A 17,308-nucleotide genomic window follows, 5' to 3' on the forward strand; every position below is an offset into this window, starting at 1 on the left:
CCTTCGGGACGACGGGTAGAAAATAGTCCGGAACCAAAGCTCCGCCGTGGTGACGTCTCATTCCCGCCGCACACGGATCCCGGATGACCGCAGAGCCCGGTCGAGGATCCCTCAGCGCGACACGTCGCTAGTGGTGGAAAAGGCGTAGCCCGGTTTGAATATGGGTGATGCCGAAGCTGCGGGCGGCGTCCGTGACTTCTCCGGTTCGAGTTGAGCCGCCGGGCTCAACGATGGTCGAGACGCCGTACTCGGCGGCATGTTCGACGTTGTCGCGGAACGGCAGGTATCCATCGGAGGCCATTGTGACTCCGCGCAGTTCCGCGGCCCACTCGTGCCGCCACGAGGAGTCGTCGTAGCGGGTCCGGGCTTCGCTCCCGAAGAGCGTTTCGAACTCACGCAACTGTCCGGAGGTCATCTCATGCCCCGCGAATCGGATCTGCCAATTCAGTAGGTCTTGGCGGCCCATCTCTGACACTGCCAGAAGGTCGTTGACGAAGGGATGACGACGCAACCACCAAGTGCGGGCTTTCGCGCCTGCGAGCCGGACGCAGTCGACGCGATTCTGCTGTCCGGCACCGATGCCGATCGCGGCGCCGTCGCGCACGAACGCGACCGAGTTCGACTGCGTGTACCGGAGCGTGACCAGTCCGAGGAGCGCGTCGATCCGCTGGTCCGCATCAAGGGTGCCGTCGTCCGGCAACGCGGCCCACAGGTCTGCGGTATCCCGGTCCTGTTCTATGGTCACACCCAACACATCGCGTCGCTCCCTCGTCGGCGGCACGCCCTGCGCGTCTGCCTCGAGCACGAGGAACCGTCCGGACCGCTTCGAGGCCAGCTCGCCGGCGACGCCGGACTCGAACCCTGGGGCGATCACGGCGTCGCAGATGACAGTCCGCAAGAACTGCGCGGTCTCCATGTCCACCGGGCGCGAGAGCGCGACAACGTCACCGAACGAAGACTTCGGATCGGCGTCTCGGGCGCGCACGTATGCCGAGAGCAGGCTTTTGGCCTCGGTACCCTTCACGCGCCATACCGCGGCAGCGACAGGTTCGACCTCGCCCGCGATCGCCACCCCGGCAGGTGAGACGTGTTTGAACGATGCGGCCGCGGGGCGAGCTGTCACGGCCTCCGCTTCGCGCACAAGCTCGAAGGCGTTGAGCGCGTCGAGGTAGTTGATCATCGACGGCTCGCCGTTGATAACGCGAGTCCCGTCACGCCCGATGACCATGGCCTGCTGATGAGGGTTCATTCCGTAGCGCACGCGTGTCTCCTATCCAATCGGAAAGAAGGACACCCAGACGGTCGATGTCGCTCATATGCTCCACGCCGGTCAGTCCGGCCACGCCAGTCGCACTCCAAGGTTACCCTGCCCGGCTGGCCGGGGACCGAGATGAGCGCCCGCAAGCCGGTCCTCCGCCGGGCGCCGCCCAGCAGTCTTATGCCCTTCTTCAGATCCTCGTGGTTCTACCGCTGCCGGATTCCCGTATACCCCGCCCGACATAAAGCCCGGTGACGGTGCCCTGAACGCAACACACATCCGGTAGTCTCTCATCGGTTACGCTCGCTTCTCCGCCGCCTCGAAGAACGTCACCGGCAGCTGTGCCCTAAACCCCGAGAAAAGCTCCGCGCAGAGCAGCACGATTGGCCGAGGCCGCTTGAAGCCGAGCCCACCGAATTAGTTTCCGAACAGCCTAAGAAAGCGCCGGCAGAGCAAAATAGAAGCCCCGTCCCAGCCAGGTTCAATGGCTGAGACGGGGCTTTCACAGTGCTGGATGAGATCGGACGGCGGCGATATCCCGCGGGGGCGTGGTCGAACGTCCGGTAGGCACGCTCTGTACCTTGAGGCAGGGTGACCAGGTCGCCGGACAGTTATTTCCGACGGCCCGCGTCCCGGACAGGTCCATAGCGTTCCGACGACGGTGAGTGGACGACTGTGGTGCCTGCGATGATCCAGTCGGACCGGCCGGGCGTGTCGTCGGGGTCATCGGACCGGGCGGCGCGGTCGGCGTCGAACAGGGCGTCGGGAACAGTGGTGGCAGTCTCAAACATTGTTGGCTGGCTCCTTCGTGTGGTGGCCTGGATCTCCGGACGGCGGCGTTGATCGGACGGCATCGGGCTGGTCGCCGTTGGTTGACGGCGGGAATTGATGAGGAGGGATGTGCCGCGGGCCAGGGTTCAGGCCGCATCCAAGTGGACAAGTCCTTTTCTGAATCCCAGGATTTCGGCGTCCACCCCGGATCCGGCGTGACCGGCGAGGATCACGCGCGCGATCCTCCGGCATTCGGCCGGCGAGGCGGTGACGAACATCGGAGGTATCTCGAGCCTCGGGCCTTTGAATGTGCACGCTTTGTGGTCGTAGGGCGTCATGAACCTTCGGTCGCCTTCGGCGCTGAACCAGGCGGTTGAGTAGGTCAGGCGCGCCCACCTGAGTTCCTCAGGCACAGGATCGTTGCGGGAATAGGCCAGCCCTTTCCGGTAGAGAACGCAGCGGACGGCGCGGCACTGCTCCTTCATCTCCTGCCACAGCATCAGATGGAGGTTCTTTGCGCAGGCCGCGACCGCGTCAGGGGTCCCGGCCGGCAGGGTATAAACAGGTGACATCGTTGATACCTCGTTCGCGGTTAATTGACCTTCAGAGCACCTGCAGCAGGCGGCCCGCCGGAGCGTACATGCCCGAGGCTTCGTTCCAGGCCGACTCCGTGAGCATGATGTTCGCAGGGGTGAGCAGGGCGCCGAGCAGCGAGGCGAGACGCTGTTCGGTGTCGGGGCTGATCCCGGGCTGTTTCTCCTGGCCGGGAAAGAACGTCCCGACCCTTTGGAGGAGGCCGGCATGCCTGGCCTCGCGGCTCGGGAAGTGCTCGGCAATGGTGCGGCCCGCGCCCGGGCCGTAGTCGGTGATCACGGAAAAGAGCATGGCGGGGCCATTCAGCAAGGGCGTTGCGGGTTTCTTGTGCGTGGTACTGGCGTAGATGTTCACGCCCCAGCGACGGCAGAGCTTGGCGACGGCGTCCAGCACCAGATCCGGAGGCGCGCTCGGGCGTGACCGGACCAGGATGTTGATTTCGCCGGCGTCGACCATCGGGTAGGTGCCGCCGCCGGTGAGAAGGGCCGTGCACATACGCAGCCGCTCCTTGGGCGAACCGGCGTGGTCGTGGAAGACGATCCTGTCCCGGTGCAGGACGATCAGGTCGTACGTGGAGCCGGGGTCATCGACGAGAGCGTCGGCGTGGTCCCGGGAGTCGACGGTGGTCATGGGTCGCTCCTGCTGTCGAAGGGCCGGCGGCCCTGGTCGGGTAATTTTGATGGAACGCGCTAGGGCTGCGGCGAGCCGGAAAGACCCTCCACAGCCCGGCGTTCCGGCGGAACCGGCGGACACTGATCAGACGCGGGCCAGCCCGGCGTCCTCGGAGGTGTCGGCCTCCCCCGTCCCGTCGTCGAGCAGATCGGGGTCGATGCCGGCGGCACGGGCGGCCGCCAGCTTGTCCCGTTCAGTGAGCAGCGTGATGATCCGCTGATGGCTGGATTCGATTGCCGGGTTCTTCACGGTGCCGTAGGAGAGGATGTACTCGCTCTTTTTGGCCCGCGTGAAAGCAACGTAGAACATCCGCCGGGCCTCCTGCGACATCGGCGCGGCCTCCTTGTGGAGGACCACGACGTTGTCGAATTCGAGGCCTTTCGCCCCATGGATGGTGGAAACGATCAGCTCGGCGTCGCTCGCGGTGTTCTTCGCCTTCTGTTCACGGTTGCGCTGGTTGGTCAGCGACTGGCGCACGGCGTTGTGACGGATCTCGAACTGCAGCAGGTTGTCCCGCAGCCGGTCGAAGAAGTCACCGTGCGCCAGCGTGCCCTGCAGGCACAGCTGCTCCCAGCCGCGGATGACCCGGGCGTTGGCCGTCCACCAGGTGGAGACCATGCCCAGCACGGCATCGGCGACCTTTTTGTTCCCGGCGTTCTTCGTGAGCTTGTCCATGTTGTCCTTGATGCCCTGGGCCACGACGAACGAGGCGTTGGAGGGCTGGACCTGGAGGACGTCGTTCCAGAAGAACTTGATGTACTTGGAGAAGACGTCCGTGGCGAACACCTTCTCGCTGACCAGGTTGGCGACGTGCTTGTCCGGGTAGTGCTGTTCGAGCGCGTCCTGGATGACGGCGACTTCACGGCGCGAGTAGGCAATGAACGCGACCTGTTCGCCGCGGGCAAGGCAGGTGTCGACATACTCGCGGCAGACCGTGCGGGACACGATGCCGTGCAGCTCGTCGTTGACGAAGCCGTTCAGCCTGGAGACCGTGCGGTAGTCGAGGGCGACCGTGTCCTGGAAGGATTTGGCCGTAGGAACCGCCAGGGAGTTCGCCTGCAGCCGGATGCCGGCGAACTGGTTGGTCTCCAGGTCACCGAGCACGACGTTGGCGAAGTCCAGGATTTCCTGGTTGCTCCGGTAGTTCGTCGTCAACTTGAAGGTCGAGAAGACCCCCGAGCCTTCCAGGGTGTTGAGCGCGCGCGGGTTCGCCGAACGGAACTCGTACAGAGTCTGGGAGGCGTCGCCGACGATGAACAGGCTCTGCGCGTGCTTGCTGATGTACTTCAGCACGTAGATGAACTCGAAGATCGAGTTGTCCTGCACCTCGTCGATGATCAGGTACCGGCACGCGACGTGCGCCGGCTCGGCCATCGTATCGATCCGCTGGTAGGCGATGACGATCTCCAGTTCCAGCGAGGTCTGCCCGATCGTGTCGAGCAGGGCAATCACTTCGTCGAAGTGGTTCTCGATGAAGGTGTTCAGGGCCGTCATCGCACCGGTCTTGTTCTGGTCGACCTCCAGCAGGCGCATCCGGAACCCGGCAGCGAAGGTGCTCCTCGGATAGAAGATGTCGATGCTGTTGATGATCGTGTCGATGCTGGACAGCTCGTGCGTCGGATGGTTCAGCTGGTAGATGTCATTGATCATCCGGGCGATGGTCATCGAGCCGACGTCGGGGTTCTTGTCGGTGATGTGGTCGGCGGCGGCGTTGGTGAAGCTCAGCACGGTCACCTCGGACGCGTCGACGCCGCACTGTTCCAGGTACTTGATGCGTTCCAGGATCACTCGGGACTTGCCCGTTCCGGCACCTGCCTGCACCATCACGAGCGGCTCGTGGCTGCTCAGGGCGGCACGCTGCTGGACGGACAGGTGCGCGGCCATCGCCGGAGCACCGGCCGGGACGGCCGGAGTGGTCAGCCGGGGCTTCATCTTTTCCAGGTGATACAGGGTGTGGCTCATCAGCAGGTTGAGGTTCTGCTTGGACAGCGCGGCGGCGGTGGCTTCGTCGAAGCCCGTCTCGATCGCCCGGTGTATGGTGCGGTAGGCCTCCAGGGGAACGTTGTAGGTCTCCAGGTAGCGCAGCTGCACAGCCAGGGCGTTGAGCTGCGTGCGGGAAGGATCCGCGGGAAGAGCCTCGATGTAGGCGGTGATCTCATCGGCGATCTCCTCCGAATCCCAGATTTCGGCCTGGCGCGTGATGCGGTCGTGGATGTTGAACCCGTTGGCCAGCCAGTCGGCGAGGGCATCCGGGTCCAGGTCGGTGAGGCCGGCAGCGCCAAGGGCATCCGTGACGAAGCCCCGGGCGTTGGCCAGCGGATCGACATCCCAGGAAACGACGACGGTCTCGTCGGGGCTGCGGCGTCCGGCGGAGGCCGGTGCGATGCGGGCGCGGGCGGGGACAGCGGCGCCCTTCCTGAGGAAGAACAGCTCCATCCGGTACTGGACGATGAAGTCGCGGGTGGTTTTCGGCGTGCCGCTGCTGGTGTCACCGTTGGCATCTTCGAAGAGTTTCGCCGCCTGCGGGGTCATGTCGAAGAAGACGTCCCAGTCGCTGGAGCCGGTCGTGATGGCGCAACGGTCCCGGGCGTCGGGGGTGGCGAGCGTGAAGGCGCCGCCGGTCCCGAGTGCCGCGCGCAGGACCGGCGCGAACGGCAGGCTCACCGTCGTGATGCCGTGCTGCGTCGAGGTGGACTTGGTCTCGACATGGTCGACGGCAGCCGCGATGTAGGCGCTGTTGTTCGCGCTGACGGTCGGGCGCAGGGCGCCGTGCAGCAGGCCGGTTTTGTGCTTGCCGTTGCCGGTAAGCTTCGAGGAGAAGAATTTCGGGTCGACAGTCCTTGCGACCGGCGTGGTGAGATCGATGTCGTCGAGCAGGAGAGGCATGGCGCACGCTTTCCGTTGATGGCGAATGGCTGGATGGCACTACGCAGGACACCGCGGTGCCGTGCGAACGACGTTTGGCACGGAGTGCTCCCGTCCGTTGGTGGGGCTGTGCTGTGCCGGGTCGATGACTCCGTGCACGAGACCGAAGAACCGCAGGGACGACGCCGGCCACGGACCGCCTTTCAGGCAGCCGGTGGCCCGTGTTTCCCGTACCGCCCGACGGGGCCGGAAGGCCCCGTACACCGCGCGCCGGAGGCAGCGCGCGGTGATCCGGTCAGAGCTGCTCCCCTGCCGCCGCGTCCTGCGCCGGCACCAGCACCCCGGGAGCAGAAGCGTTCTGCTGGGCACCCCGGGCTGCCAGCAGGCGGTCTTCGATCCAGGTGCGGATGGCTCGGGCTGCGGGACGGGCGCCGTGTTCGCGGACGAAGCTCTGCTCGAGAATCACCCTGAGGTCCGACGCCGGGATGGCCGGCGGCAAAGCGTGGGCCAGCCGCGGCCTCGCCTCGAGGATCCGTTCGCGCTGCTGGACGTAGTGCGAGGAGAGGATCCTGCCGTAGCTGTCCTCGTCGATCGGGTTGAATCCGATCACCAGCGAGAACCGGCCCAGCAGCTCGGCGTCGAAGACCTGGGCCAGCGCCGTGTTCAGGCTCCGGTGCGACACCGTCTTCGGGCCGGTGCCGAAGCCGGTCTGCCTGCCGTCCAGTGACTCCCGCGCCGCGTTGGTGGTGGCGATGACCAGGGCCTTGGAGAAGTCGATTCTCTTTCCCCTCGCGGTGGTGATGAACCCCTCGTCCAGGGCCTGCAGGAACAGGCGCTGGACCGCGCGGTCCGCTTTCTCGAATTCGTCGAGCAGGACCACCCGGTGCGGGTTGGACTCCAGGGAGTCGAACGGAAGCTCGGCGTTCGAGTCCGAGCCGATGTACCCGGCAGGCGCACCGACGATCCGGGACATCGAGGATTCGTGGTGGAATTCGGTCATGTTGAGGATGACCGGCTCCTGGCCGGTCACCTGCCCGGCGATGATCTTCGCGGACGCGGTCTTGCCGACGCCGGAGGCGCCGGCGAAAAGCCAGGCGATCGGTGCGGTCCGCGGGAAGACGTCCAGCTCTTCGCGGCCGACGCGGTCCACCAGCGTGTCGAGGACCGGGTCCTGGCCCTGCAGATGCCGGTGCAGGCTTGCCCTCAACCCGGCGACGTCGACGCTGTGCTTGACGGTGGTGCCGGTGAGCATGCGGCGGGCGACGTCGACAACCCGTGCTTCGGTCAGCGGCACGCATGCGATCGCCTGCAGTGCCTGCACGGTGGCGTTGTCGCCGGAGGCCTGGGCCGTGGCCATCAGGCGCTTCTGTTCAAGCACACGGTCCGCCATCGCCCGGTCCAGGAGGGTGATCGCGTTGTCGGGCCGGTGTGAACCCGTGCCGGCGTTCATGTTCTCGTCGGCGATGCGGACGATGGCCGGGAGCACCTCGTCGGCGACGCTGATCCGGTGCGTGTAGTGTGCCAGCATGCCCGGCCGGATCCGGGCGAGGATGTCGATGGTCTGTGCCGGGGTCAGTTCGTCGACGACCAGCCTGGAAAACCGGCGCTTGAAGGCCGGGTCATCGTCCAGGGACCGGGCTTCCTGCGTCGTGGTCGCGCCGATGACCTGCAGGTCGCCGCGGGCCATGGCGGGCTTGAGGATCTGTGCGATCTTGCCGTAGGTGCCGCTCTCGGCGCCGGCGGTGAGCTGGTGCACTTCGTCCATGAACAGGATGACCTTGTTCTTCGGATCCGAGGCGAAGTCGAGGATCGATTTCACCTTCTGCTCCAGGGCGCCGACCAGGGAGGAGCCGGCCACGAGGTTGGAGAGCGGAAGCTCGAAGACGGTGTGGGTTTTCAGCTGGTCCGGAATGAGCGTGTCGCCGAGCGCGATGCGCCGTGCGATGTCCTCGACGATCTTCGTCTTGCCCACGCCGGCGGGTCCGACCAGCAGTGCGTTCGGCTTGGTCCTGCCGATGAGGACGGACAGCGTCTGTTCGATGAGGCGGTCGCGGAACAGCGTGGGTTCGGCGTTGACGAACCGCTCGTTGTAATTGACGAGCATCTCTTCGGCCGCGGCTGTGTCATCGCCGGCGCTCACCGGCATGCCGGAGAACGGGAAGACCGGCGGGAGTCCGGCCCCGCCGCCAGGTCCGTGGGGCGGGGCTGCGTCGTCGTCGGTGCTGCCGGTGAAGTTGGACAGTCCCATGGCTGTGCTCCGTTTCGTAGTGAAGTGAGAGTTCTCGGAAGGCCCCGGAGGCCAAGCGGCACCGTGCCGGCGGGGGCTCAGACGATCATTCCCAGCAGCCGCTGGGCGATGGCGGGGTCGATGTGCTTCATTGCCTTGGCGAAGTGCTTCGCGCTGCGGACCATGGAATTCCAGTCCATGGCCGAGCACGGCGCGTAGTAGAGGTTTTTCGGGTGGTCTTCGCGGGTGCCGGGCACGCGCCACTCGAAGTCGGTGATCACCAGGCTCAGCCGGCGTCGGCGCACCGCGGAGGCGTTGATGTAGTTCCAGATCTGCAGGTAGTCGGTGCCGCCGTCCACCTTCGGGACCTTGCGGAATTCCTGCCAGATCTGCGTGATCGACTTGTTCTCCACGCGCAGCAGTGTTTCCTGGGAGAGCACATGGCTGAACGAGTTGAAGTACAGGTTCACGTTGAGCTTTTTGGCGATCTTGATGAGCATCAGGACCGCTTCCTGGTAGTTCGCCTCGGTGATCGAACCCGAGGTGTCGACGTACACATGAAGATCGGGCATGTAGCTCACCGAGGTGATCCGGCCGGCCTTGTTGAAGTCGTCCGGATCCCGCCGGTTCGCCTTCAGGAAGGTGGTCCTGGACTTCCGGAAGATGTTCTGGGACCGGTTGACCTTGCCCATCCGCTTCAGCACCCGGGTGAGCGCCGAGAACAAGTCGACCTTGGTCGGCGGCTGCTTGCGGAACACGACCTGCGCGGACCTGGACGTCGGCCGGCCGGCATTCCGTGCCTGTGCTACCGCCTGCGCCTGGGCGCGGGCCGTCGCCCGGTGCATGGCCGTGAGCTTCGACAGGTTGCGGTGGGAGAGAACTTTGACCGGTGATGCCAGGGACTGGTTGATGATCCCCCACTCGGCGGTGACCTTGTTCGGGCGTGCCCGGGCGTGGGCCTCGGCGTTGACGAAGACCAGCGATTTCGGGCAGAACAGCTCGCCCACGGTGAACGGCAGCACGCCGGCGATGATCTGCGTTCCGGCCGCCTGCGACCGGGCACGCTGCTGCTGGAGGAACTGCATGAGCATGTGGACGATCAGGCGGGCGAACGAGAGCTCCTCGTTGTTGTCGCTGTCGTCCTGGCGGAGCAGCAGGGACTCCGTCAGGCCCTGCAGGGAAAGGCCCGCGAAGTCGCCGAGGAGCTTGGTGGTGGCTGCAGGCAGTGCCGGACCGATCATTTGTGCCTGCTGGGCCAGCCAGGTCTTGAAGTCATCGAACACGGTCCCGGTCTCGAACCAGAATCCCAGGGTGTCCGGGTGGTAAGCGAAGGCGAGCGACGCGAAGAACTGCCCGGCGTCGGACGTGCCGGACAGCAGGGCCTTGGCCGCCGGGATCACATCCTCGCGGGCCGTGTACACCACCTTGCCCGGGACGGGCGCGGGCAGCTTGTGCCTGCGCCCCGCCTGGGCGGCGAACAGCTCTCCCACAGGAAGCGGGGTGGTCTGGTCGAAATTGACCAGGGTCTGCCCGAGCAGTTCCTTCATCGATTGCTCGGCCGCAGCGTCGATGGTGTCGCCGGCACAGGCCAGGAGCAGGTCGGTGATGTCCGCCGGCCCGAGCGCCCGGCCGGTCGCATCGGCGATGGCGGCGGGAGATGCAGGGTTCAGGGGCGTCAGCAGGGGCTCGACGATGGTGCGTCCGATGGCTGCCATCGGGTCGTAGTCACCCGTGCAGGTGATCGTGTGGACGGCGTCGAGCACGACCGGCTTCTGGTTGGTGACGGTGAACGTCATGGGAATGCACCCTCCTTGACGGGTATCGGGCAGGGCTCAGAGGAACGCCGAGAGCATGGGCTTGACGGCTTCGGCAACCGGTGCGCCGCTGCCCAGGAAGGCTTCGACGTTCTGCGTGTCGGCCTGCTGGGCGGAGACCAGTTCGAAGAGCGTGCGGGTGTGGGCGGCCTCGATCTGGTGCGTGGCCTGCGCCAGCTGGTGGATCAGGCGCTCGTTGTCCTCGTGCTCTTTGAGCGCGTACAGCAGCGAGCCGGACTTGTCGGAGTCGGTGAGCACCGCGATGATCGTTTCGAGGTCGGTGATCGATTGCGCGGCCTTCAGATCGGCGTAGCAGTTCGGCTTCGGCACCACGATCTGGTGGGAGGCCTGCTGGCCTGCACCCGAGGCGAGGTCCTCGGCGATGGCCGCAACGACCTGCACGGCGAATGCCGTGTTGCCCACGTGCGACTCGACGACCTCGTTCAGCACGGTGGTCTCCCGGTCCCCCACCACCGTGGGCATGGCCAGGTAGCGCCCGAGTTGGGCGCGGTCTGCCTTGTTCAGCCACCTGGACAGGTTGTCGATGGTCCGCGGCGTGGTGAGCTGGTTCATCTCCTCGCCGGAGTCGAAGAGCTCGGCGAACGAGGACGTCGTGTTCTCGTCTTCGTCGTCGGCGCCGTCGGCGGCAACGATGCCGGACATCGGTTTCTGGAAGATCATCGCCGGGAACTGCGTCAGGACCTTGCGCACCCACGGGTTCAGCTCGTCGCCGAGGATCTGCAGGAGCGTGGCCGCTTCGGGTTCGACGCGGTAGATGGAGAAGCGCGACAGGCTCGCCTCGTCCAGCGTGGTGACGTTGCCCTTGTCGTTGCCGGCCACGATGATGCGCACGTTCTTGGGCAGCTCGACGTGGCCCATCTTGCGCAGCGTGACCAGGGTCAGGGCGCCGGAGGTGACATCGGAGGTGGTGCGGTTGACTTCGTCGAGGAAGAGGATCGGCCACTCACGCGGGTTCGCCTCGGCATAGTCGATGGCGTCCTGGATGACGTGGTGGGGGTAGAAGACCTGCTTGAAGGATCCGTTTTCGGTCGGCACGAGGCGTGCGCCGGTCAGGTCGGCCTTGTCGGCCAGCTGGTTGCAGGGCAGCACGAAGGCCTTGGTGTTCATCGAGTAAGCCAGCGCTTCGACGAAGCTGGACTTGCCGATGCCGGGCTCTCCCATGAGGGCCGGAACGATGTTCATTTCGAGGTCCTGCTTGACGATCTCGGAGAGGATGTCGTTGAAGCGCATGGCGGAATGCTCTTTCTGTGATGGCGGGAAGAGAAAGGCTGGAGCGGAAAGGGTCAAGTGCCGTCCGTGGTGGAACGGCCACCTGCCGGGGACTGGCCGGCGATCATCGCAGCGGCACGGTCCAGGAGGAAGGGACGGCCGTTGCGGCGTTCGTGGTGCTTGTGGCGTTCCGGAAGGATCCGGACGGCGGCCTGATAGAGCAGCCAGGCCTGGTCGCTGCGGGAATAGGGGCAGCCGAACCCGGCCGGCCCGGCGAGGTGGGTGTGCATCTCGTGGTAGAGCGTGCCGAGCACGGAAAACTCCCAGCGGGAGGTGTCGCCGTGAAAGTCATCGGGGGTCTTCAAGCGCTTCCGGGTCCCATCGATCATCTGCCTGACGATCCGCCCGGAGCCCGGGATGTCGGGCACGTGGACCGTCGTGGCGACTGCGCCGGATCCGGTGTTCCTGGACCGGGCAGCTTCGGCGAGGGCGGCGTAGACGGCTTCCACTGACGAGAATCCGGGTGTGACGTCGGCCGACCGTCCCCGGTTGACGGCGTCTTCGTCCAGGGGCCGGCGGGTGAAGGTGATCCAGTGGTCGATTAGGATCTCGTACCAGCCGTGCTCTTCGCGGAGCACCTTGTGCCCGGCCGCCCCGGGGAAGTCGGCGAAATTCCCAGGAAGCGCCGTCAGCAGGTGGTACCCGAGTCCGGACATCGACTGCTCCGAGTAGATGATTGACGGCAGCGCCAGGAGCTGCCCTGAGATGTCGGGCGGACAGCTCTTCTCAATGTCGATGACGATGAGGCCGTCGAGCGGGGCCCGGAGGTAGAACGCGCAGTTGGCGGCCGTGGGGAGCCTGCTGGTCAGTTCATCCAGGGTGAGCAGGCACCGGTCGTCGAGGGCCCAGGCGCCGCGGAGCCTGCGGTGGTCGAGGAGCTCGCGGATGTCGACCGGTGCTTTGCGCTGGTCTTCGTTGTCGCCGAGCTGGCCGGAGATCGTCCACCGGGACGCGGGCGCGAGTGCCTGGACCGCCGGGTTTGCATAGAAACCGGGGAACCAGGCACGGGGATCAACACTCGTCATGGATACGAAGCCTTTCGCGATCAGAGACGGACGGCCGGGACGGATCCGGCCCCTGCACGGGAGGTGCATGCAGGGGCCAGGTCGGACGAGCCCGGCCTCAGCTCTGGAAGGTGATGCCGGCCGGCTGTTTGTCGGCGGAAGCGTCACTCCACGGGTTCTCCGGCGCAGTGGCAGCCCCGATGGCGGAGCCGGCGTCCTTGAGGGCGTCGTTCTCGGCCTCGAGCCGGGCGAGCTTCTGCTCCAGGGTCTCCGCCTGCGGCTGGGCCGGAGGAGCAGCCGCAGCGTCGGCAACCGGCGGGGCCGGGGGCACCATCGCGGCAGGAGCGGGAAGCGCGAAGCCGTTCTCGTCGATGACGGTGCCGGTGCCTGCGTCGACGACCTGGCCGGCTGCCTCGACCGGGGCTGCCTCCCCGGCCTGAATGTTCTGCCCGGCCTGCACCGCCTGGGGCGGGGCGACGAAGACGATGCCGCGTGCGGCGAGCTCATCGGCGTTGGCGTTGCCCGCGTAGTACTTGACCGGCTCGTTCACGATGATCTGCTCGAGCGCCAGGCCGCGCTTGTTATACTTCTTCGGCTTGTAGGTCCGCAGCACCAGGGTGACGTCCAGGCCTTGGGCAAGTTCCTGTCCGGAGGTGTCCTGGACGACCTTGCCGTTGCCGTCCGGGATCGCGATGACCGGCAGATTCCGTCCTTTGGAGTCGATCGAGTAGTTCGCGCCGGTCTCCGGACGCTTGCGGGAGGGATAGCGCCGCTCGGCGACGAAACGCTCTTCGAGCGTGGGGTTCGCCGGATCCTTCAGCAGCACATCGGCATGGGTGAGAGTCGCCGTGGTGTGCGGCACGCCGACGGGGTTCATGTTGTTCTGCGCCCGGCGGGCATCGGAAGCCTGCAACTCGGCGCCTTCGATGAGACGGGTCAGGCGGGCGAAGCCGAGCTTGCCCCGGACGAGGACGATGGAGCCCTCGGTCAGCTGTTCGGCGGTGACGGTGGTGGTGGCCATGATGGTCGGTTCCTTCTGTCTGGGGACGGTCTATGGGGGTGTGAGCGGTCAAAAGTGATCTGATCTACGCCTGGGACTTCGATGTCGACGCACCTCGGACGTTCTCCCTGGAGGTGTCCCGCACGGCCATCCCGACGGCCAGAGCGGCTGCTTCTGCGTGCGTCTTCGGTGTAGCGGTCTGCAGGTCTTCACCGGAGGCGATCGTTGTGCCGCCTTGCGTGACCCGGTAACCCCACCGGCCCTGGTAACGGCGGCCGATCGTGCCGCCGCCGACTTTGTAGATGTGCACGAGGCGGCAGTTGATCAGGTAGGAGAATTCGGTGAGCCCGGTGTCAAAGGTGCTGGCCATGAGAGCCTCTCTGGTGTGGTTTGATAACCTGTCGTGACCTTGTCGGGATGCCAGGGCGTCCCTCTTTTCGTCACATTTCCTTACCCGGGACCGACGTCAGTCGGTCCGCACTCCCCTGCACAAGAAACTCATGCGGCCAGTATCTGTTGGCTTCGCCACCCTGTTCAGCCGAGGTTTTCAAACTTGTCAGATTTCCCGGACCGTTTGTCATATCAGGATGCTGGCTGCGAACTCGCCACCCCGACCACAGGTGGTAGAGACATCATGCTGAAGGCGGAAACCGCACTTGACTTGTTTCAGGAGCAGCTCGAAGGCAGGGGCAAAGAGGAGGTTGGCGCTCCTCAGGCTGCGCCGGCGCTGCCGGAGTCTCCTGGGTCGAAAAGGAATCCGTTCGCGTCGCCGCGGCGCATCATGTCAGCCAGATGGGCCAGAACAACAGCACGCTGGGTTGCTCTGTGATCGGCGAGAGCGTCGTAGGCGCGCAACGCCTGCATGTTGATGACCCAGCCATACTCACGCTCAACGGCAGCGTCCAGTTCGGAGCCAGATGCAACAGACATTCCAGTGAAGTCGTGGTCAAACTCGGGCGCAACATCGAGGTGATGCCCGGCTTCATCCGTGTAGAGGGTGTCGGATGAAAGCTGGCAGCCCCTCTCATCGAAAGCAGTGAGGTAGACGCGATCGGCCCGCGAGGTGTTGTCGACATGTACGGCGGCAATAGCCGCGTTTGCGACAAAGTCCGTGAGTGCAAGGCGTTCCACCACACGAGCCCGGGCTTCGTAGCACCACATAATGGCGCGAGCTTTGTCGAACCCGTGGAATTCATCCGAGCTGGGGTTGTGAGTGGTCATCACTGCACTCCTTTGCGTGAGCGATCGGCACGGGTGACGCGAAGGATTCGACCCGGTCGTAGTGCTCATGGAGCACGTCGGTGATCGTCTGGTTCTCCTTGGCTTAATTCATCTCCAATTTGAACGACGTATTTTGGTCCAGGATCGAGACTGGCGATTATTTCGTCTACGGGACGGCGCCGGGGGTCGAGCAGAGTGGCGAGCTGAAGCGCGGTTCTCTGTACCCAATGGCGATCTGGGTCTCGGGAGGGCTCCTGGGGTTAATCACGAAGCATCCTTCAAAGTGTGTGTAGTTCCTTACCCACAAGCCTGATTGACGCGGAGTCATATTGATATGACAAGTGCTGTAACTTTGGAGAACTAAACCGAATTATGAAATTGTGGGTCGCATGGTGACGTTGAATGGATCCCCTCTCGACTCGACCCCGGACGGTGAGCACGCCACGGAGGCGCTGTTGCGTCTGGCGCTAACGAACTACGGCCACTTCACCACTATGCGAGTCGAGCCTGATAAGACCGTCAGGGGGCTTGCCCTCCACCTCGAGAGGCTCCAGCGGGACTGCCGCGCGGTGTTCGAGGTAGATCTCGATACCGATCGTGTGCGTGGTTTCATTCGCAGCTATCTCACAAGCGTCAACGGGCCAGTCTCTCTCCGCATTACCGTGTTCGATGCATCGATCGGGTTGGGCAACATCGCCGCCGACGCTCACCCGGACATCCTGGTGACCTCCTCGCCTTCCGGGCCGATGGCTGCGACCCCATTGACGACTGTCACAGTCCCATTCACCAGGGACGCAGCGGCCATCAAGCATGTCGGCCTGTGGAGCCAGATGCGATTGCGCCGTGGTGCCCAGCGTCAGGGCGCTGGCGACGTGATCTTCGTCGAACCCGACGGTACGGTTTCTGAGGGCGCGACTTGGAACCTCGGTTTCATCACCGCAGGCGGCGACGTCGTGTGGCCTTCGGGTCCTGTTCTGCCTGGCGTGACCATGCAACTTATTCAGCAGGCACAGGAAACCTCCGGCGTTGCCCAAAAGACGTCTCCGGTCCATCTCGACGACTTGGGCACCATGAGTGCCGCGTTCGCCACCAACGTTTCCGTCGGCGTACGCGGCATCGCCAGCATAAACGACGTTTCCTTCGACGTGGAGCATCCTGCTCTCGACTTGATGCGCAAGGCGTACGGCGAGGTGCCCAGCGAGTTGGTCTGAGGTATCGGAGAGGCGTAGGCCATGTCAGTGGTGAAGCGATGGTCAGGGCGCGAGAGCAAAGCACTGCGGGTGGCTTTGCGGATGACGACCGCTGAGTTGGCGGAACGACTCCTGATCTCCGACCGTGCCGTAGCAAAATGGGAGAAACAAGGCGAAGATGCCGACATACGACCCGTCAACCAGGCCGGTCTGGACTCCCTGCTCAGGGCGGCTGACATGGACGTACAGGTGCGGTTCGTAGCTCTCCTCTCAGACGATGAGGACGCGCGTATGGCGCAGGCCGTCGACCCTGCAGCGACTCACGGCTTGGTGGGCGACTACATCAAGCACTCGGGCGATGGCCGCCTGATGGTGCGAGTGCCGAAAGGGATTTACCTGTCTGGCTCGTCCAACGAGGCTGAGTGGGTGGACGAGTTCTACATCGACGTCTTCCCCGTCACCAACGCGGACTATGCCCGGTTCGTCGCGGCCACCGACCACCCATCACCGGGCCATTGGGCAAACGGCCGCTGCGAGCGTAACCGCTACGACAATCCGGTCGTCCATGTGTCCTGGATTGATGCCGTCGCCTACGCAGAGTGGGCCGGAAAGAGGCTCCCGTCGGCTGCGGAGTGGGAAAAAGCGGCCCGCGGGACCAAGGGGGCGACTTTCCCCTGGGGCGATCAGGCGACGGTAGCCAAGTGCAACGTGCGAGAGAGCCGTATAGGAGAGACAACGGATGTGTCTCGGTTCCACTCCGGGGTGTCGCCATACGGCGTCTACGACATGGTAGGCAACGTGTGGGAATGGCTCGGCGAGCAGACGGGGATGGGGCGATACGGGTTGAAGGGTTCGGCATTCACTAGCACATTCGCGCGAGGTTACCCGGCCGAGACCAACGACGCCAATGTCTTCATGCAGGACGATGACACCGGGTTCCGTTGTGCAAGTTCGCCCGACCAGATGCGGCCGGAGGAACGATAGCTCAATGAGCCGAAATTGCTATCCGGGACGGCCTCACGGCCGGTCACGACGGTGAACTCCGTGTCGAACTCGTCTTCGGTCAATTGCCGCACGGTCATGCTCCTCGGCTCTGGTCCCGGATCGCTTGGCGTTCACGCTCGCGGCGGGTGCCTTTGCGCGGCGCAGCGATGTGCGGTTGGGCGGAGTTGCTGCGCCCTAGTTCGCGCATCGCTCGGGCAAGGTCGGGATTGGCAGCAGGCCGGAAACCCTCGACGGACAGGTGGCTGCGTTTTTGGTGTTTGGGCTTGCCCATCGGGGCCTCCTCTCCGGCCTGGCATCGAAACTCTACGGCGGCATCATCGTGCGGATCCGCACGTCGGAACTTCCGTTCTTCCGAGGGGCGGTCTCCTGAGTGGGTCGCGACAGTGCGGACCGGTGA

General features: G+C 64.9%; 15 protein-coding genes and 1 riboswitch. Of the genes, 2 read left to right on the forward strand and 13 right to left on the reverse strand.

Annotated features, from left to right (window positions below):
- Positions 1-127: 127 nt before the first annotated feature.
- The 12 genes from E1809_RS20270 to E1809_RS20325 all read right to left on the reverse strand — a co-directional run bounded on the left by E1809_RS20270 (position 128) and on the right by E1809_RS20325 (position 14,716).
- Positions 128-1,261, reverse strand: a complete 1,134-nt coding sequence (locus E1809_RS20270) for a hypothetical protein (protein WP_205754277.1) — start codon at positions 1,259-1,261, stop codon at positions 128-130.
- Positions 1,262-1,285: 24 nt separating this feature from the next.
- Positions 1,286-1,362, reverse strand: a riboswitch (ZMP/ZTP riboswitch).
- A gap of 507 nt (positions 1,363-1,869) precedes the next feature.
- Positions 1,870-2,049 (reverse strand): hypothetical protein, encoded by a 180-nt coding sequence (locus E1809_RS20275; protein ID WP_133206044.1) that lies wholly within the window; start codon positions 2,047-2,049, stop codon positions 1,870-1,872.
- A 126-nt stretch (positions 2,050-2,175) separates the two neighbouring features.
- Positions 2,176-2,601, reverse strand: coding sequence for a hypothetical protein (locus tag E1809_RS20280; RefSeq protein WP_133206045.1), 426 nt, complete (start codon positions 2,599-2,601; stop codon positions 2,176-2,178).
- Between the two features lie 31 nt (positions 2,602-2,632).
- Positions 2,633-3,253, reverse strand: coding sequence for a hypothetical protein (locus E1809_RS20285; protein WP_133206046.1), 621 nt, complete (start codon positions 3,251-3,253; stop codon positions 2,633-2,635).
- 126 nt (positions 3,254-3,379) lie between these two features.
- Positions 3,380-6,181 carry a UvrD-helicase domain-containing protein gene (locus E1809_RS20290; RefSeq protein ID WP_133206047.1) on the reverse strand — a complete coding sequence of 934 codons (2,802 nt, stop codon included), beginning with the start codon at positions 6,179-6,181 and terminating at the stop codon, positions 3,380-3,382.
- A gap of 274 nt (positions 6,182-6,455) precedes the next feature.
- Entirely contained in the window at positions 6,456-8,408 is a 1,953-nt protein-coding gene (locus E1809_RS20295; protein WP_133206048.1) for an AAA family ATPase, read from the reverse strand.
- Between the two features lie 77 nt (positions 8,409-8,485).
- The gene (locus E1809_RS20300; protein WP_133206049.1) at positions 8,486-10,183 is read right to left on the reverse strand and encodes a vWA domain-containing protein; all 1,698 of its coding nucleotides are present in this window, start codon (positions 10,181-10,183) and stop codon (positions 8,486-8,488) included.
- Positions 10,184-10,219: 36 nt separating this feature from the next.
- Entirely contained in the window at positions 10,220-11,452 is a 1,233-nt protein-coding gene (locus tag E1809_RS20305; RefSeq protein ID WP_133206050.1) for an AAA family ATPase, read from the reverse strand.
- 53 nt (positions 11,453-11,505) lie between these two features.
- Positions 11,506-12,516: a hypothetical protein gene (locus tag E1809_RS20310; RefSeq protein WP_133206051.1), complete on the reverse strand. Its 1,011-nt coding sequence runs from the start codon at positions 12,514-12,516 to the stop codon at positions 11,506-11,508.
- 97 nt (positions 12,517-12,613) lie between these two features.
- Positions 12,614-13,516 carry a hypothetical protein gene (locus E1809_RS20315; protein WP_133206052.1) on the reverse strand — a complete coding sequence of 301 codons (903 nt, stop codon included), beginning with the start codon at positions 13,514-13,516 and terminating at the stop codon, positions 12,614-12,616.
- Positions 13,517-13,580: 64 nt separating this feature from the next.
- Positions 13,581-13,865 (reverse strand): hypothetical protein, encoded by a 285-nt coding sequence (locus E1809_RS20320; RefSeq protein ID WP_133206053.1) that lies wholly within the window; start codon positions 13,863-13,865, stop codon positions 13,581-13,583.
- Positions 13,866-14,206: 341 nt separating this feature from the next.
- Positions 14,207-14,716 (reverse strand): hypothetical protein, encoded by a 510-nt coding sequence (locus E1809_RS20325; RefSeq protein WP_205754278.1) that lies wholly within the window; start codon positions 14,714-14,716, stop codon positions 14,207-14,209.
- A 389-nt stretch (positions 14,717-15,105) separates the two neighbouring features.
- Here E1809_RS20325 and E1809_RS20330 point away from each other — a divergent pair, with 389 nt between their 5' ends.
- Together E1809_RS20330 and E1809_RS20335 are read left to right on the forward strand one after the other, a co-directional pair.
- The gene (locus E1809_RS20330) at positions 15,106-15,927 is read left to right on the forward strand and encodes an aminotransferase class IV (RefSeq protein ID WP_133206054.1); all 822 of its coding nucleotides are present in this window, start codon (positions 15,106-15,108) and stop codon (positions 15,925-15,927) included.
- A gap of 21 nt (positions 15,928-15,948) precedes the next feature.
- On the forward strand, positions 15,949-16,890 hold the full coding sequence (locus tag E1809_RS20335; RefSeq protein ID WP_235835697.1) for an SUMF1/EgtB/PvdO family nonheme iron enzyme: 942 nt from the start codon (positions 15,949-15,951) through the stop codon (positions 16,888-16,890).
- Positions 16,891-16,984: 94 nt separating this feature from the next.
- On the opposite strand, the gene E1809_RS20340 is transcribed toward E1809_RS20335, so the two are convergent.
- A complete protein-coding gene (locus E1809_RS20340; RefSeq protein ID WP_133206055.1) occupies positions 16,985-17,182 on the reverse strand; it encodes a hypothetical protein in 198 nt (65 codons plus the stop codon).
- Between the last annotated feature and the right edge of the window lie 126 nt (positions 17,183-17,308).

The organism is Arthrobacter terricola (assembly GCF_004354015.1).
Classification (GTDB): domain Bacteria; phylum Actinomycetota; class Actinomycetes; order Actinomycetales; family Micrococcaceae; genus Arthrobacter; species Arthrobacter terricola.

Coding starts and splice junctions, on each gene's coding strand:
- E1809_RS20275 (WP_133206044.1), bottom strand. CDS start 2,049: ATGTTTGAGACTGCCACCACTGTTCCCGACGCCCTGTTCGACGCCGAC.
- E1809_RS20280 (WP_133206045.1), bottom strand. CDS start 2,601: ATGTCACCTGTTTATACCCTGCCGGCCGGGACCCCTGACGCGGTCGCG.
- E1809_RS20285 (WP_133206046.1), bottom strand. CDS start 3,253: ATGACCACCGTCGACTCCCGGGACCACGCCGACGCTCTCGTCGATGAC.
- E1809_RS20290 (WP_133206047.1), bottom strand. CDS start 6,181: ATGCCTCTCCTGCTCGACGACATCGATCTCACCACGCCGGTCGCAAGG.
- E1809_RS20295 (WP_133206048.1), bottom strand. CDS start 8,408: ATGGGACTGTCCAACTTCACCGGCAGCACCGACGACGACGCAGCCCCG.
- E1809_RS20300 (WP_133206049.1), bottom strand. CDS start 10,183: ATGACGTTCACCGTCACCAACCAGAAGCCGGTCGTGCTCGACGCCGTC.
- E1809_RS20305 (WP_133206050.1), bottom strand. CDS start 11,452: ATGCGCTTCAACGACATCCTCTCCGAGATCGTCAAGCAGGACCTCGAA.
- E1809_RS20310 (WP_133206051.1), bottom strand. CDS start 12,516: ATGACGAGTGTTGATCCCCGTGCCTGGTTCCCCGGTTTCTATGCAAAC.
- E1809_RS20315 (WP_133206052.1), bottom strand. CDS start 13,516: ATGGCCACCACCACCGTCACCGCCGAACAGCTGACCGAGGGCTCCATC.
- E1809_RS20320 (WP_133206053.1), bottom strand. CDS start 13,865: ATGGCCAGCACCTTTGACACCGGGCTCACCGAATTCTCCTACCTGATC.
- E1809_RS20325 (WP_205754278.1), bottom strand. CDS start 14,716: ATGACCACTCACAACCCCAGCTCGGATGAATTCCACGGGTTCGACAAA.
- E1809_RS20330 (WP_133206054.1), top strand. CDS start 15,106: ATGGTGACGTTGAATGGATCCCCTCTCGACTCGACCCCGGACGGTGAG.
- E1809_RS20335 (WP_235835697.1), top strand. CDS start 15,949: ATGTCAGTGGTGAAGCGATGGTCAGGGCGCGAGAGCAAAGCACTGCGG.
- E1809_RS20340 (WP_133206055.1), bottom strand. CDS start 17,182: ATGGGCAAGCCCAAACACCAAAAACGCAGCCACCTGTCCGTCGAGGGT.